Source organism: Methanobacterium bryantii, assembly GCF_002287175.1.
Lineage (GTDB): Archaea > Methanobacteriota > Methanobacteria > Methanobacteriales > Methanobacteriaceae > Methanobacterium_D > Methanobacterium_D bryantii.
On record NZ_LMVM01000039.1, the window covers coordinates 100,501 to 118,013 of the forward strand.

The 17,513-nt window shown below is 36.8% G+C and carries 12 protein-coding genes; 11 read left to right on the forward strand and 1 reads right to left on the reverse strand.

Annotation, left to right across the window (positions count from 1 at the left end):
• Positions 1 to 43: 43 nt before the first annotated feature.
• The 6 genes from ASJ80_RS14640 to ASJ80_RS14665 all read left to right on the forward strand — a co-directional run bounded on the left by ASJ80_RS14640 (position 44) and on the right by ASJ80_RS14665 (position 4,115).
• Positions 44 to 1,090 carry an ABC transporter ATP-binding protein gene (locus ASJ80_RS14640; RefSeq protein WP_218105083.1) on the forward strand — a complete coding sequence of 349 codons (1,047 nt, stop codon included), beginning with the start codon at positions 44 to 46 and terminating at the stop codon, positions 1,088 to 1,090.
• Between the two features lie 2 nt (positions 1,091 to 1,092).
• A complete protein-coding gene (locus tag ASJ80_RS14645; RefSeq protein ID WP_069585849.1) occupies positions 1,093 to 1,704 on the forward strand; it encodes an ABC transporter ATP-binding protein in 612 nt (203 codons plus the stop codon).
• An 84-nt stretch (positions 1,705 to 1,788) separates the two neighbouring features.
• On the forward strand, positions 1,789 to 2,541 hold the full coding sequence (locus ASJ80_RS14650) for a DUF364 domain-containing protein (protein WP_069585851.1): 753 nt from the start codon (positions 1,789 to 1,791) through the stop codon (positions 2,539 to 2,541).
• Between the two features lie 2 nt (positions 2,542 to 2,543).
• Positions 2,544 to 3,143, forward strand: a complete 600-nt coding sequence (locus ASJ80_RS14655) for a class I SAM-dependent methyltransferase (RefSeq protein WP_069585852.1) — start codon at positions 2,544 to 2,546, stop codon at positions 3,141 to 3,143.
• A gap of 160 nt (positions 3,144 to 3,303) precedes the next feature.
• Entirely contained in the window at positions 3,304 to 3,885 is a 582-nt protein-coding gene (locus ASJ80_RS14660; protein WP_069585855.1) for an FmdE family protein, read from the forward strand.
• A 77-nt stretch (positions 3,886 to 3,962) separates the two neighbouring features.
• Positions 3,963 to 4,115: a ribbon-helix-helix domain-containing protein gene (locus tag ASJ80_RS14665; protein ID WP_083241086.1), complete on the forward strand. Its 153-nt coding sequence runs from the start codon at positions 3,963 to 3,965 to the stop codon at positions 4,113 to 4,115.
• A gap of 181 nt (positions 4,116 to 4,296) precedes the next feature.
• Here ASJ80_RS14665 and ASJ80_RS14670 read toward each other — a convergent pair whose 3' ends face one another.
• On the reverse strand, positions 4,297 to 4,908 hold the full coding sequence (locus ASJ80_RS14670; RefSeq protein WP_069585856.1) for a class I SAM-dependent methyltransferase: 612 nt from the start codon (positions 4,906 to 4,908) through the stop codon (positions 4,297 to 4,299).
• 554 nt (positions 4,909 to 5,462) lie between these two features.
• On the opposite strand from ASJ80_RS14670, the gene ASJ80_RS14675 reads away from it, so the two are divergent.
• The 5 genes from ASJ80_RS14675 to ASJ80_RS17565 all read left to right on the forward strand — a co-directional run bounded on the left by ASJ80_RS14675 (position 5,463) and on the right by ASJ80_RS17565 (position 16,978).
• The gene (locus ASJ80_RS14675) at positions 5,463 to 6,164 is read left to right on the forward strand and encodes an Ig-like domain-containing protein (RefSeq protein ID WP_069585857.1); all 702 of its coding nucleotides are present in this window, start codon (positions 5,463 to 5,465) and stop codon (positions 6,162 to 6,164) included.
• A gap of 1,207 nt (positions 6,165 to 7,371) precedes the next feature.
• On the forward strand, positions 7,372 to 8,127 hold the full coding sequence (locus ASJ80_RS14680) for an Ig-like domain-containing protein (RefSeq protein ID WP_069585859.1): 756 nt from the start codon (positions 7,372 to 7,374) through the stop codon (positions 8,125 to 8,127).
• A gap of 569 nt (positions 8,128 to 8,696) precedes the next feature.
• Positions 8,697 to 9,587 (forward strand): right-handed parallel beta-helix repeat-containing protein, encoded by an 891-nt coding sequence (locus ASJ80_RS14685; protein WP_048081413.1) that lies wholly within the window; start codon positions 8,697 to 8,699, stop codon positions 9,585 to 9,587.
• A 392-nt stretch (positions 9,588 to 9,979) separates the two neighbouring features.
• Positions 9,980 to 12,445, forward strand: coding sequence for a chitobiase/beta-hexosaminidase C-terminal domain-containing protein (locus ASJ80_RS14690; RefSeq protein ID WP_095652113.1), 2,466 nt, complete (start codon positions 9,980 to 9,982; stop codon positions 12,443 to 12,445).
• A 555-nt stretch (positions 12,446 to 13,000) separates the two neighbouring features.
• Positions 13,001 to 16,978, forward strand: a complete 3,978-nt coding sequence (locus ASJ80_RS17565) for a PKD domain-containing protein (RefSeq protein ID WP_245837596.1) — start codon at positions 13,001 to 13,003, stop codon at positions 16,976 to 16,978.
• The last annotated feature ends 535 nt before the right edge of the window (positions 16,979 to 17,513 follow it).

Here is a 17,513-nt window from a genome sequence, read left to right on the forward strand (position 1 = left end):
CAAACTCAATAGTGAAACAAGTGTGATTTTAAATAAAAAATTAATGAACACACATGATGAAGAAAAAAATAAAGGCGAAATCCTGTTAAATGTAGAAAACATTTCACTTTCTTTTACCCAATATACCTCCGGGCTCAGACAGACAAAATTAAATGTAATTTCCAATTTAAACCTGGAAGCGCGGCGCGGCGAAATTACTGCAGTGGTGGGATCAAGTGGATCTGGTAAAAGTCTTTTAGCCCATGCTATTTTAGGAATTTTACCTGCAAATGCTACACTTAATGGCAAAATAGAATATAATGGACAGGAACTTACTCAAAACAAAAAGGAAGAACTTAGAGGTAAAGAAATAGCCCTGGTACCCCAGTCTATAAATTATCTTGATCCATTAATGAAGATTTCAGACCAGGTAATAGGGGACGTGGAAGAGGAAGATAAAAAATTAATGAAAAATATTCAAAGAAAAATTTTCCGCAGGTATGATTTGAAACCAGAAGTCGATAAGATGTACCCCCATGAACTATCTGGAGGCATGGCCCGGAGAGTTTTAGTATCCACAGCAGTGATAAGCTCTGCAAAACTTATAATTGCAGATGAACCAACTCCAGGACTGGATGAAAAAACCTTAGATGAAACATTGAATTATTTCAAGGAAATGGCAGATAAAGGATGTGCAGTTATACTTATAACTCATGATATAGAGGCTGCACTTAAAATATCTGATAAAATTGCAGTATTTTATGCAGGAACTGTTTTAGAATTAGCTAATGTTGAAGATTTCAGCGGTACAGGTGCAAATTTAAGACATCCATATACCAGGGCACTGTGGAGTGCACTTCCCCAAAATGGGTTTCATGAAATTGGCGGCCACCAGCCAATGCAGGACGAAGTCATTGAAGGGTGTGTTTTCTACGAAAGATGCTCCAGAAGGAATGATCTCTGTTCTACCAGTACTCCTCCATTAAAAGAGATCAACGGAGGCATGGTCAGGTGCAACAACGCCGCCGCAAAAGAAGAAAGCTTTAATGAAACTCCTGTGTTTTATGATGCCGAAGGGGACGTGATTATAAAAGAAGTTAAAGGGGTGTAACAGTGCGCCTTAAAGGTGAAGATATAAGTTTTGGATATAAAAAAAATAACCTGATTTTAAATGAGGTGAATATATCATTAAAAAGCGGTGAAGTACTCGGTCTTATTGGGGACAGCGGGAGCGGTAAATCAACCTTGTGTAAGATACTATCCGGCTATGAAAACATGTATCAGGGAAATGTAACTATAGATGGGAAAAAAATCCCATTAAACCGATACAATCCTGTGCAGCTTGTATTTCAGCATCCTGAAAAAGCTGTAAACCCTAAATGGAAAATGAAAGATATTTTAAACGAGGGACATGAAGTTTCAAATAAAATTTTAGGATCCTTTGGAATAAAACAGGCGTGGCTCAATCGATGGCCCAACGAGCTTTCCGGAGGGGAACTTCAACGGTTTGCGCTTGCAAGGGCTTTAGGGCCTCAAACTAAATTTTTAATAGCCGATGAAATAACCACGATGGTAGATGCAATTACTCAGGCCCAGATATGGAGCACCATCATAGACATATCAGAAGAGCAGAATATAGGGGTGCTGGTTGTGAGCCATGAAAAAAAATTAATTGATAAGCTGTGCCATGAGGTCATCTATTTAGATGATATAAACACTGCTTGAATTTTTTATTTTTTTTCAAATCGATACGTTTATATTTACGTTTCGCAAGAATTAAAACACCAATGACTTTAGAAAGGTGCAAAGATGAAGGAAATGAAACTTTTAGACGATCTTATATCAGCAGTACAGGGCAAAGACGCGGTTGCAGAAGACGTGAGAGTCGGCGCATCATGGACTGGCGTTAAAGGTAGGTACGGAGGAGTATGCAAAACTTACGGGATTCCAGTACCCCACGGCAACTACACCAAGGACCTTGGAAAGCTCAATGAAAAAAGCACTTTAGAACTTGCAGAATATGCCCGTTCATGGAATTTTGTGGAAGCAAGTATTGGAGTGGCTGCACTAAATTCCATGGTAAAAGTTAAGGGCAAAACAGGAGTAAACGCCATTGATATAGTACTTGAGACATGCGAAAATAAAAAAGTCACCATGGTGGGTAAATTTCCACGTATCCCTGAAATTAAAGCACGTGCCAAAGAACTGTGGGTTTTGGAAATGAACCCATGTCTTTTAAACGTTAAAAAGGGAATAATAAACGCAGCGGCAGCAGAATATATGATTCCAGACAGCGATATCGTGATTGTAACTGGTTCCACACTTATAAATAAAACCATGGAACGCGTGCTGGAGCTGTGCAGGATGGCAAATGCTTACACCATAGTTATGGGGCCGAGTACTACCATGAGTGATGTTTTATTTGATTACGGTGCAGACATGCTTGCAGGTGTGGAAATAGCCAGGCCTGATGCCCTGCTTAACACCATAAGCCAGAGTGGAGGTATGATAAACTCCAGAGTCTGTGGAGATGAGCTTGTTTTCAGAGTCATGGAAGTTTAAAAATGAAAACTGACCCCCATAAGATGGATAAAAGATCCAAGACCATTTTTAAGGATGTTTATCTGCAGATAGCAGACCAGATCATCAGGAGGTGCGGGATTAAGAAGGGAACCTGCATCGACGTTGGATCTGGCCCAGGCGCGCTTGCAGTTGCTCTTTCTAAAGTAACCGACTTAAACATATATTCCCTTGACATCTCAGCCCAAATGAACGAGATTGCAAAGAAAAATATCGTAGAAGAGGGGCTGCAGTACAGGATATTCCCTGTTAAAGGTGATGTTTGCAAACTTCCCTTCCCCAATGGTTTTGCCGATTTAGTTATAAGCAGGGGCTCAATTTTCTTCTGGGAGAATAAAGAAACAGCTTTCAGGGAGATATGCCGTGTCTTAAAGCAGGGAGGATGGGCCTATATTGGGGGTGGATTTGGAAGTAAAACACTTAAAAATAAAATAAGGCAATCAGTAAATACAGGTAGAACAGATCATATTAGTATACCCAAAATTAGCATCACAGGGCTGAAATTGATATTAAACAGAGTTCCTATTAAAGACTACCACATACTAAATGACAATTCAGGCCTGTGGATTCTGTTTAAAAAATAATTTTTAACGTTCATGCTGTGCAAATTACATCTAATTGTAAACTGTTGAATAAATAAATGGAATTTTTTTAAATAATTTCAGCTTAAATTAACCGATATGTAAAAATCTACAGTAAACTTTTACGCATTAACATGAATGATCAAAACGTAATGGTGATTTTATGGAAAGTATAGAAGATATTCTAAATAAAATAAAAGACCCTAAAACCAGGGAAGAGTTAGAGAAAATCGTCAAATTTCACGGCTATTTAAGTTCAGGAGCTTGTATAGGATATCAAATGTTAAATATAGCCAGAAAACAGCTTAATATAAAAGAAGGGGAAAAGATTTTCGTAACAGCTGAAACACAGAACTGCCTACCCGATCCATTCCAGATATTGCTGGGATCAACTACTGGAACTAAGAGGTTAACAGTTAAAGACTACGGGAAAATGGCAGTGACAGTAAATAAAGCTGCAGCTCCTGAAGAACATGTTAAAGGCATACGAATATTTTTAGACCCTAAAAAAACTGAAAAGTATCCCAAACTGCATGCATGGTATATGAATTATGAAAAGGTACCTCATGAAGAAGTTTGGCCCCTCTTAGTTGAAGCTGGTGAAGATCTTTATTCATGGGAATTCATTGATCTGGAAGTACAGCACAAAAAGAAGAAAAATGTAATTATATGCAAAAAATGCGGTGAAGCGTTTATTTCATGGGATAATAATGACATATGTACATCCTGTTCACATAAAACATGAATTTAAGAATTATCATAAAAATTCAGCGGACAATTCCATGTCCCCTGCTTGAATTTATAACAAACTGAGTGATTTATATGGAAAGACAGATTACAATGAAACTTCCAGAAGACATGTATAACGACTTGAAAGAACTGTCCTCAAAAAAAGATAATATTCCCCTTGGAAATCTTATTAGAAGAGCTATTGATGATTATTTAAGAAAAAATAGAATGAAAGGAAATTTGTGAATTTCTTCACTAAATCTTATTTTCCAAGTTATAATATAATGAAATTTACCATACTCCGGTAAAAAAACAAGCTGAAAAGAAACTTATAGATTTCCTTAATCTTATTTTCCAAATATTATAATAAGATTTACCCTGTTCAAACCAGGTGAAAAGAAATTTTATAAAATTTCCTCACTAAATCTTATTTTCCAAATATTATGATGTAATGGGATTTACCGTTTTCAAGGTCTTCCCCTGCTTCAGTATCAAGCTGCACCATTTTTAAGCCGTGTTTTGCAAACATTTCTTCCATTTCTTCCGGGTTACTTTTGACCCTTACAGGAGGTCCGTATCCAGTATCCTCTTTTTTATAGTCCATAACTGCTATTTTTCCTTCTGGCTTTATAATTCTTTTAAGTTCCTCGATTGCGCCGTCGGTTTTTTCCATGGCCACAAAATGGTGGAAAACATTGACCAGAAGGCATATATCTACAGTGTTATCCTCGATAGCTATGTGGTCTGCTACATCAGACTGGATTGGAATAATATTTTTTATTCCCTTCTCCTCAACTTCCTTTTCCATATCTTCAATGGAAGGTCCAAATACATCTACAGAATATATGGTTGCCTCATCGTCCAACATATCATACGCTTCCATAGATACATGGCCGTCACCGCAGCCAATATCTGCAAAAACTTCATTTCCTTTAAAATTCAATCTTAAAAGCACATCACGGGCATCTATAAAAGATTCGGTTGATCTTCCCTGAATACGGTGCCCGTTAGATGGAAATAATCCTGTATCGCTTGACATTTTTTTTATCTCCTTTTTTTAGTGAATAACCCTGCTGTTAAAGTACGTCAATAATATATTTATATCACTTTAGCACGCTAAAGGCAATTTAAACAATTATATAAATTTTACAAATTTAATAAGTTACGTTTACGGAACGAAGTTCCGTAACAGTGAAAATTCATAGAATTTTCACATGTTATTCACAGTAAAATAAAATATACGATACGGGAATATATACATTTCGATATAGGCCCCTCTTTTAAATAAAACCTGCAAAATTTAATTAAGTTTCTGAAATTACAAAAACCATAGGTATTTATATACTTATCGACCTATAATCTTATGAATTATGCTCATGTTAAGATGATTGTAAAATGATGCAGTTTAATTTTGTATGATCACCTGTTAAACCATTAAAAGTCATGAAATCCATTAAAATTACATAATATATAACTTGAATTTGTACAGGCCCATTAAATGAGCTTTATGTTAAAATTGGATAAAATAGAGGTAATAAAACGAATATTAAAAATAATTTAATACTTTTATGTTTGTTAACCATTGGAGTGGCCATGTATGCTACTTCATTAGAACCTGTATCAGCTGCAGATGTAACTTCAAATTCAATTTGCTGTCAAAACTATACCAATCCAATATATTTACAGCTAGTAAGAACCGGAGAAAATACATACACTGCATATTTTATTGATAGCAAATGGAACGCAATAACAAATTTACCAGCCAATATAACATTTACAGTAGGAAAAGTTCTGTATAATGTTACAACAGTTAATGGAATGGCTAATTTCACAGTGCCCATTGTCAGCAACCTATCTAAAATCATAACCGCTTCATTTAATCATATGAACACTTCAATGCCAATTAATAGCCCAATAAGCAGTTTAGACAATATTTCCGATTTATTGATATATGGTAGAGGTTCCGGAACCATTATCATCTCACCTACCATAACTGCTACAAGCACTAAAAATAAAGCTACTGGCGTTTCCAGGACCAATGCAGCGGCTGTCAGGTTCAGCAAAAACATACTAAAAAGCGTGAACTGGTCTAAAATATACGTTAAAAACCTTAAAACAGGAAAAAAATGTAAAATAACAACATGGGTTAGTGTAAATCATCTTTACATAAAAACCAACAGTAAAAGAGCAGCTTATACATGGTACCAGGTTTATATCCCTGCTTCAGCAGTTAAAGACAGCACAGGCAACAAACTGGCTAAAAGTTACACCTGGAAATTCAAAACAGGAAAATAATTAAACCTTTTCTATTTTTATCTTTTTAATGCGGCCTACTTTTCTATTTTTAACTTCGTATCTTAAAGAAAATTAGTAAAATGCAACCTATATCGCAAAATTTAAATAATTAAATGTTTAATTATGTCTGTACATGAGAACTTAACGTTTTAAATGTACATGGAAATGGTAATATTGAGCTGTTAATATTATTATTTCCTCCACATTTTGTTTAAAAAAAGTAGCAGCAGTTACTTAAAATGTATAGGTCTTTAAAGATCCACATAACTTTTTTTATGGTATAACATTAAAAAAATATCATTATTTGGCTGTAAAAATCATCATATATTCATGAATTATTCTTAAATTTTGAGTAGTTTTATTTAAACATCATACTTAAACTACACAATATTATCTAATTTTTCAATGTGTTTTCAAAAAATCAAAGCCTGAAAAAACTGTTAAAATCTACGATTTCCTTCAACATCGAAAATTTTCAATTTTCGAATGCTTTGTTTTTCGGCCCCAAAAATCAGAGATTTTTGAGGGATTTTTTGGGGTTTTCTACCAATCTCATTACTATAACTCCATTCAAAATACGTAATAGGTTATCACCTGGACACTTGGGGGGGGTGTCCAGGAATAGCATGTGATATACTGAAACTTTGCTTTATTTCAAGGAATACGTAACCTATTGTATCATATGCCGGGAGGATCGAGTAGTATTTTCCCATAAAGTTCCTGGACACTTAGGAGCAAGTGCCCAGAAGGACTTTTTATGATACATTTAGATGGTTGGCCCCTTATGACTTATATACATTTGCGTGTCGGAAGGGATGTGATGATACCATTCGTTTATTTTTTAAAAGAGGTTCCCTGGCACTTGTAGGTGCAAGTGCTCATGGAGATCGAATTGTTCGACTTTGATATAGAAGATCCTGGACACGTAGGGACATGTGTCCCGGGACTTTTTATGAACAATCTTAAATAGTTCCTTTTGATTTATATACTTATGCATCTCGTTTGCAGCATACTGTTAAAACTCCAGAAAGATCACGAACAAAAAGATTATAAAAGGAAATATACTGTATAAATAGCCAAGTATGTTTATAACAGCACCCGATTTATATTAAACATTAAACGGAAAATTAACCAAATTATAAATCTCTAAATCCAAAATACATACATATTAAATTATTTAACCCAAAACTAAAGGAGTATTAATTAAATGAGACGTAATACAACAATATTTATTATCCTGCTGGTTGCGGGGCTGTTCCTGTTAAGCACAGTATCTGCAGAAAGTGCAGCAGCCCAGATTACAGACAAGACCGCACCTAAAATAAGTTCATTTTACCCTAAAAGCGGTACCACAGGTATTTCCAGGACAAATACGCTCTACGTTAAGTTCAGCGAGAACGTCAAAGCAGGGTCAAACTGGTCTAAAATATACGTTAAAAACCTTAAAACAGGTAAAAAGGTTGCAGTCAGCAAATCCATAAGCGGCAATGTTTTATACCTCAAAACAGGTACAATGACTTCCTACACATGGTACCAGATTTACATCCCATCTGCCGCTGTAAAAGACAGTGCAAATAATAGTTTAACCAAATACAAGACCTGGAAGTTCAAAACAGGGACAGCAGCAACCACCATAATTGATAAAGGCATTAAAAACGTTACTGTCCAAAAAGATGTATTTTACCACGTGTACAACTGGACAACGTACAGGTACAGCAGCTACAACGTGAAAACATTTTTAACTAACACCACCTACCTTTTAGGTACACCTTACATGGTAGTTAAAGATGTTATTAACATTAAAAAGGTGGGCACCAACAAATTAATGGTTGCAGAAGCAGTGACTTCCGCAAGTGGGAACACCACCACGTATACTAACTACTACAGATACAGGGGTGCAAACGCGGTTAACTTTTACAAATACATCTTTAAAAAGTACTTTTTAAAGCCGTACATGACATAAATGCAGACATTGCTTTTAAACCGGTGCATGTACAATTTTTTTCTTTTTTGATGGTTAAGTAACTGGTTTAAATACTGCATAACCCCAATAACACGCTTAAGTATTAAAAACACTATTAGCCAGATAATATCATTTAATTTATTGAAGCACGCCGCACAATTTTTTTTAACTGTTTTTCAATCACCCAATATGTTTAGAGTAATTATGTTTGTTCGATATGAATATATATACATTTCCATAAAACAGCCCATTATTTCCTTATAAAATAAACATCATAATTAATTAAATATATTATTACTGGATTTTAATGTTTAAATTAATATTTAAGTACATTTTATGTGATTAATTTTCCATAAAGTATATATTAAACTTTTAAATTTAATTTAATGTTATTTAGATTCAAGTTAAAAAATTCAAGCCTCAAAAATTTTTTCTTAAGAAGTATCTAGATCTAGTGTGATTTTGAGAAATGTATATATACGTGTATTAACCTAATATCGATCCGTAGCCAAGTACATTTCGAGGAGTGTATAAATGTACCCTGGCGACAAAATGTGGAGGAAATAATAATGAAAATGAAAAAATTAGGAATAGTGGTCTTTTTAGTGGCTGTGTCCCTTGCAATGGGATCCGCATCTGCTACAGATGTAACTTCCAGCATGACCAACACCCAAATTCAAAACGCCATCGATACAGACACCAGCGGAACCATAAATTTCGCACCAGGAACTTATACTGGCGTCTATTTGACTACTACCAAATCCCTGAATTTTGTAGGTAATGGAGCAGTCCTTGTAGGTGATGGAAGTCATAATGTCCTGACTATTTCAAGTACAACTGGAACAAACATAACTGGTTTCGTTGTCAATGTCAATGGGCTGAAAAATGGTATAACTGGACAATATGTGTATAACTGCCGGATTGAAAACAATACTATACGAAATGGTGGAGATGCTATCAATATCTACAAACAGTACGGAAGTCTCACAATCAACAATAACACCATAAACAACATGAGTACCAGCTATGGTGATGGTATTTCACTTGTAAACTGTTTAAATGCTGAAACAAGCACTTCCACAACAGTTACAAACAACGTTATAGACGATACTGATTACGGTATATTCCTGGGCGGATATTTCAAAGGAACTGTTACAGGTAACACCTTAACTAACATTGGCGCTACTGGAATGAACATAACTGGAAAAAATGCCGCAACTACCGGTAACTTATATGCAAATATAACCAACAACGATATAACTTCAAATGGTATAGGCATATCCATGGAAAACCCAGATGTAGTATATCTCAACTTAACAGGTAACACAGTATCCAGTGGTTCAGACAGCCTGCATAAAGGTTACTACTACTACAGAGACCCAAGCATACAGTTAATAAACGATCCAGATGACAACGACTACAATAATGTATGGGATCCTTTAACATCTAATGGCCATTAATGGTAACCATATAAACAATTAAAAAAACTTTATTTAAGCCCGTTGGGCTTAAATATCTTTTATTTTTAAATCATACATTTTAAAGCGCGTGATGCTATATAAAATCAAATTTAAACATTACTAAGCTATTATTTTAAGTAAAATATCAATTTACTATCTGAAATTAGATTATATCATATATTAAATTTTTAAATTATACATTAGTGCTCAATTCGATTTATTATTAGTTTATTATTAATTATTATTTTTTATGGCCTATTTAAACCCACTAAACCCGTTTCGATCGATATGTTTATATCGATCATTCGATTACCTAGTCTTATGAATCTTTATTATTATTTTAATTTTTAACTGAGATTCATAAACAAACAAAATAAGGAGGTAAAACAAAATTGAAATACAATAAACTACCCATATTCCTGGTTTTTGCTTTGCTCGCCTGTATTTTAACAGTGGGAAGCGTCAGCGCGGCTGACACTAATAACCCCACAGGCCTTGCAAACTCATCATACCCCGAATATGGGATAAACAACAACCACACCAGCCAGTCTAACTACACAGGCCCGCAGACAAACACCACCAAATGGAATAATACAGTAAGCACTCTTAATGGTACTGTTAATGGTACTATTAGTGGTGGATCTGCAGTTACTGGGTCAGACGGTACTATATATTTTGGAAGTAGCACTGGTTTTTACGCGTTGAATCCAAACGGGACAGTTAAATGGACTTATGATATCAGACCAGTATATAGCGCTCCAGCTATTGGTGCTGACGGGACCATCTATGTTTGTAACATCACAGATTTGTATGCATTAACTGATAGCGGAACCTACGCAACACCAAAATGGAATTACACCCTTGCAGGGCAATCCATGGGCATTTCAATTGCTCCAAATGGAACTATTTACCTTGGGACCAGTAATGGTTATCTGTACTCCATAACAGACAACGGAACATCTGCAATAATAAACTGGATCTATCATACCAGCGCTATCGATACTTATGCTTCTGCTCCATCTATTGGGTCTGACGGAACCCTCTATGTTCTTAATGGAAAGGTCTTGACGGCCATAACAGACAACGGAGACGGTACATACACCGTTAAATGGACATACTCCTATAAATCTTCAACGTACGGTGGTATTTCTATTGGTTCAGATGGGACCATTTATGTTGGAACCAGTAAGGTTTTGTATGCCGTAACAGACAATGGCGATACTTATACCGTTAAATGGAGTTATACTCCAGGCTCAACTATTTACTGCACACCTGCAATCAGTTCAGATGGAACTATTTATATTCTAACCGGTGATGGCACTAAATCCACTTTATATGCCATAACAGACAACGGAGACGGTACATACACCGTTAAATGGAGTTACGATGTTGGACTATGCAATGGTCGATGTGGAATTACTATCGGGGCAGACGGGACCATATACTTCGGGACCATGACAGGCATGTACGCTATAACCGATAACGGGGACTATGGAACATTAAAATGGAACTATACCACAAATGGTACTATTCAGAGTGCCCCTGTAATCGGCTCTGACGGCACACTATACGTTGGAACTACCACAGGTGTTTTTTACGCGTTCCAGGATTTAACAGCAGACTTCACAAACACCCACCCCACAAACGGCACAGTAAGTTTCACCGACAACTCTACTAACATTCCAACCAGCTGGAACTGGAGTTTTGGTGATGGTGCAACAAGCACAGAACAAAACCCAACACACACCTACAGTAAATCAGGCAAATACACCGTTACTCTAACTGTAACCAACGCTGACGGTGTTCAGGACACAACAAGCAAAACCATTTACATTGTTTTAGCATCTGCTAACCCTGTTGGTGGAAACTACAGTAATGGTAAGACTGTAAATTTAGCCACAGACGACACCAATGCCACAATCTACTACACATTAAACGGGACAGACCCAACACTCTACGGGACCAAATACACCGGTCCGCTTACAATAAGTAAAACAACCACTGTAAAATACGCAGCAGTGGACAACGGCAACTGGAGCTCAGTCTACACCCAAACCTACACCATCGCGCCTAGCGTAACCGCTAGTCCTGTTGGAGGAAGCTACAACACATCAAAAACCGTGACACTAAAAACAGACGACACCAGTGCTGTTATTTACTACACAACCAACGGAACCGACCCTAAACTTTACGGAACCAAATACACCGGCCCAATCACCATAAGCAAAACCACAACCCTAAAATACGTGGCTGTAAAAGATGGTAACTGGGGCATTGTCACAACACAAACCTACACCATAGACAAAACCGCACCAACTGCAAGCGCCAATTACAAAAGCGGATGGTACAACAAAAACCTGAAGATCACCCTAAAAATGAGCGAAGCAGGAACCATATACTACATCACCACTGGAGCAACAAGCAGCAAAAAATACACTGGAGCATTCACCATAAGCAAAAGCACAACCCTAAAATTCCGGGCAGTGGATAAAGCAGGGAATAAATCTCCAGTTTACACAGTAAAATATGTAATCGACAAAACTGCACCCAAAGTAAGTGCAGTTAGCCCAAAAAGCAGAGCAACCGGTGTTTCCAGAACAAAAACTGTTTCAATCAGGCTCAGCGAAAACGTCTTAAAAAGTGTGAACTGGTCCAAAGTCTACATTAAAAACATTAAAACAGGTAAAAAATGCAAAGCAACCATATGGATCAGCGGAAACCACATATACATCAAAACCAGCAAAAAAGCATCGTACACATGGTACAGAGTATACATACCAGCATACTCCATAAAAGACAAAGCAGGAAACTACCTGACCAAAGGATACAGTTGGATATTCAAAACAGGAAGATACTAAAACCACCTTCCTATTTTTTAATTTTTAGTTATCAAAACACTGTTTTTACATACATATTTAACCAAACTTTACATGTCTTAATTTTAATAAATTCTCACGATATGTTTTCAAAAACACATCAACTTATCAAAAAAATATTTCATAAAATATTAAACCAATTATAAAAAGTAGATATAAAAATAAGCCATTAACAATTTTATCCCACATTTTAAGGCATAAAAACACAGTTATAACATATTTACTTCTTTTAAATGAATTTAAACCAGATAATAAACTTATTAAAACAGTATAAATTTAAAAAAACATAATATCTAAAATATAATTTTAAGTCCACATTTTGATCTAATGTGATATATTAACGTGAAAAATATGTTTTTTATGACCTATTTTAATTAATATGTAACTAAAATTTGTTATTAACCCTCCAAATTGTTCTAACTTAATTAAAACATTAATTTGATCGATATGTTTATATCGATCATTCGTTTACTCCTATTATTATGGATCTATTATTTTTTATTTTGATCTGATAAGCAACTAAAAAAGGAGGTTAAAATGTTAAAGAATAAGAAAACGTTTATATTAGCCATGGTTTTCCTATTCATTTGTATTACAGCTGCAGGAGGTGTAAGTGCTGCAGATGCCCCTTCCGCCAGTTTTACAAGCAATGCGACGGGCGGCAGTGCAGATTTAAGTGTTCAGTTTAACGACACGTCCGCAGGCAGCCCCACATCCTGGTACTGGAATTTTGGGGATGGAAAAAATTCAACTGAACAGAACCCTGTGCATAACTACACCGCAGCCGGTAAATACACTGTCAGTCTAAAGGCAGGCAATGAATACGGTAGTGATACCACTTCAAATTATATCCATGTATATGATTCAGCCGACGCTGCAAACAGGTTCAACAATTCCGGGTTTGAAACAGGCGATTTAAGCGGGTGGAAATATGGAAATACCACAGAGGTAAGCAGTTCAAAATCTCACAGTGGAAATTACAGCGTTAATTTCCGCAATACTGGTAATGCAAGCACGAATTACATTCAACAGAATGTTGATCTAACCATTGTAGATAATATTTCCTTCTGGTGCTGCGGGGACCTTTCCAGGCAGCTTAACGTGTATATTGATGGAGTCCTTGTAAAATCAGTTAGTACCTCAAATAAATGGACTGAATACACGATTTCAACTTCAAGTTACACCGGCATTCACAATATAACACTGAACTGCACTGGAGGTACTACTACTTATCTGGATGATTTTTCAGTGAGTTTTTCAAAAAACCTGGCTAATTTCACAAGTACAACCACATATAACAGCAAAAAACCGTTAACTATCCAGTTTAAAGATACATCCACTGGCCTGGTAACAAGCTGGCTGTGGGACTTTGGCGATGGTACAACAAGCACCCAAAAGAACCCGCTCCACAGCTACACCAGGGCAGGCATTTATACTGTGAAGCTAACGGTTACAGGGCCTTACTGCAGTTCAACCCAGACCATTGATGATATGGTTAACGTGGTCCAGCCCACCAATGCCAGAACTGGCAAAACTTACGACAGCATCCAGGCAGCGATAGACGATGCAGAAAACGGAGATACCATCAACATAGGCAGTACATCGTACCTAGAAACCTATACTGAAAACGTGAAGGTCACCAAAAGGGTGAACATAGTTTCAAATGGGAACGTGATAATCACCGCTTTAGATGTAAATAATCCCGTTTTCAGCATGCTTTCTGGTGGAAACAATTCCCTGATAAAAGGTTTCACCATAACTGGAGCAGCTGGTTCAAGCGGGATTTATATAGCCCCTTCAGTCAACGCCGCCATCACAGGCAACGTTATTACCGGAAATAAAATTGGAATTGATGTTGAGGACGGGACTGCGACTGTAACTTTTAACAGCATATACAACAACACCCTTTATGGTTTAAAGTTTACAGGAAACGGTTTAAACGCTGAAAATAACTGGTGGGGAACCAACAGCCCTACATATGTAAACGGCACCACTGCACCTGGAAAAACAGATATATATGAAGCACAAAGCGGAAGTCATGCTGTTTATGACCCGTGGATTGTGTTAAAAGCCAGTGCAAGTGACGATCTGCTGAAAAAAGGAGATAAGTCCACTATCACAGTAGATATGACCCACAACTCCAATGGCCAGGACACATCAGGCCAGGGGACCATACCAGACTTACCAGTAGACTTTAATTACACTCTAGGGACACTTTCTACAACAAGCACAACGGTTTCCAAAGGAAAAGCAAGTACAGTAATAACTGGCGGAAGCACAAGCGGGACAGATGACGCAAGTGTAACCGTTACAGGATGTACAGTCTACATTCCAATTACAGTTGATACTGTGGCACCCACCGCAAATGCAACTTCTGGAGGGACATTTCCCACCAGCAAAACAGTGACCATAACCACCAGCGACCCCACTGCAACAATTTATTACACTGCAGACGGTACTGACCCCCGAACAAGCAGCACAAAAATAAAATACACAAAAACTCTTACCATAAGCAAAACCACAACCCTCAGGTATGCTGCAGTTGACCCTGCAGGAAACTGGAGCCCACTGTACCTTCAAAATTATGTTATTGGAACAGGGGGGCTTGCAAATTCATCATACCCCACATATGGAATAAACAACAGCCACACTGGGCAGTCCAGTTACACAGGACCGCAGACAAACGCAACCAAATGGACTTATAAAGGCATAACCGTATACGGGTCTGCAGCTGTCGGTACAGACGGGACCATATACATTGGAGGCTATAACGGTAAGGTATACGCATTCAACTCCAATGGGGCGTTGAAATGGACTTACACCACTGCAAGTTATATACTTGGTTCCCCTACCCTCGGGACCGACGGGACCATATACATCAGCTGCTGGATGAACAGTACACTTTACGCAATAAACCCTGACGGAACACTGAAATGGAAGTACAAGACTGGAAAATATAATTTCGGCTCATCACCTGCTATTGGTGCAGATGGAACCATTTATACAGTAGATACAAGCAGTACTGTTGGTACCGTGTACGCATTATCTTCTAAAGGAACTCTGAAATGGACATACAGTACTGCAGGGTCGATCTATGGGTCATCAACAGCTATCGGTTCAGATGGAACAATCTACATTGCAGATTACAATGGTACTCTGTACGCTATAAACCCTGATGGAACACTCCACTGGACATATAAGATGATATCCATTCCTTATGAAAATGCGCGTGTGGTAGATTCATCTGAAGCTGCATATTATGTTACTCCATCAATTGGTGCAGACGGGACCATATACATCGAAAGCCAGAATACAATATATTATAATTACCATTTTCCATCAGTATATACCTTATTTGCCATAAATCCAGATGGAACCCTGAAATGGACATACAATACAGAAGAAAAACTTTACGGTGCCCCTGCCATTTCCTCAGATGGAACTATATACATTATAGGCACCAGTAAACTCTACGCCATAAGTTCCAGTGGAGAATTATTGTGGACTTACAGCATTGGGGAGGTTGCTACAAATGAAGTCGTATCTGCTACTATCGGGCACGACGGGACTATCTATGTTGGAAGCAGCACAGGCATTTATGCGTTGACCCCCAACGGGTCGCTGAAATGGAATTATGCCGCTGGAAGTATCTGTGCTTCCCCAGTAATCAGTTCAGACGGCACATTATACGTTGGAACCATTAATGGAACATTATACGCGTTTAAAAATATTGGAGCCAATTTCACAACAAAAACTAGCAGTAAAACAGTCAAATTCACCGATAAATCCACAGGCAGTCCAAAATCATGGTTGTGGAACTTTGGAGATGGAAAAACTTCCACAGAACAGAACCCAACACATACATATGCCAAAGATGGTGATTATACAGTTACTTTAACTGTAACCAGTAGCAATGGTACTGATAAATGCACTCAAACATGCACAATAGACAACAAAGCACCGACAGCAAGCGCTAATTACAAAAGCAGGACATACAACAAAAACTTAAACATCACATTAAAAATAAGCGAAACAGGAACCATATACTACACACTAAACGGGGCCACACCGACCACAAGCAGTAAAAAATACACCGGAGCTTTCACTGTCACATCCACCCACACACTAAAATTCCTGGCAGTGGATAAAGCAGGGAATAAATCTCCAGTTTACACAGTAAAATATGTAATCGACAAAACTGCACCCAAAGTAAGTGCAGTTAGCCCAAAAAGCAGAGCAACCGGTGTTTCCAGAACAAAAACTGTTTCAATCAGGCTCAGCGAAAACGTCTTAAAAAGTGTGAACTGGTCCAAAGTCTACATTAAAAACATTAAAACAGGTAAAAAATGCAAAGCAACCATATGGATCAGCGGAAACCACATCTACATCAAAACCAGCAAAAAAGCATCGTACACATGGTACAGAGTATACATACCAGCATACTCCATAAAAGACAAAGCAGGAAACTACCTGACCAAAGGATACAGTTGGATATTCAAAACAGGAAAATACTAACCTGTTTTCTTTACTTTTTTTATTTTTTAACCGCCAAAAATCATGTTTTTACATGGATATCTAACCACATAAGCCCAATTTGCACTGATTTTAATATCCTAATTTCCAACGATATGTTTATAAACACACATCAATTAAACAGTGACGAAATATTTCACAAAATATTAAACCAATTACGAAAAGCACATACAAAAACAGGTTAATAGCAACTCAATTTTATATTATAATATATTAAAAGATTTATATAATGTATTAAAACTTTATAAACAATTATAAACCATATAATGAACTTATTAAGTCATTATAGATTTTAAAAGAAGGCCTAGTATCCAAAATATAATTTTAAATCTATATTTTGATCTAATAGTACGTATTAACATACTGAATATGTTTTTTATAACTTATTTTAATTACCATATAATTAAACTTTATTATTAACTCATAAAAGTGTTTTAACTTAATTAAAACATTAGTTCAATCGATATGTTTATATCGATCATTCGAATACTCCTATTATTATAGATCTATTATTTTT